The organism is Anaerobacillus sp. 1_MG-2023 (assembly GCF_030547345.1).
Classification (GTDB): Bacteria; Bacillota; Bacilli; order Bacillales; family Guptibacillaceae; genus Guptibacillus; species Guptibacillus hwajinpoensis_B.
In genome coordinates, this window is the sequence record NZ_JAUORD010000080.1 from 1 (window position 1) to 295 (window position 295).

At 32.9% G+C, this 295-nt stretch carries 1 pseudogene; it reads left to right on the forward strand.

From position 1 onward, the window contains the following. A pseudogene (locus Q4550_RS23350) lies at positions 1-295 on the forward strand (hypothetical protein); the annotation flags it as partial.

The window sequence follows — 295 nt, forward strand, 5'->3', positions numbered from 1 at the left end:
TAGAAATAAATCTACCAATTTCCTCAAAAGAGTTTATACCTAATCTTGAAAATTATAGTGAGATGGAAGTAGATCAGCCATCTTATGAAGATTCGAAAGAAGCAGATATAGAGGTAGTGGATCACGCGGATTATTATCCAGAGGAAGTCGATGTCGTCTTGACGAGACTTGAGAAAGAACTACCATTTTTATATGAATTCAAGAATAAGGAGTTGGAACTTTATTCTGCTAGTTATGAAAAATATAAAGACTATAAACAGGCCTATCTAACTTATAGCTATAAAAAGGATGAAGA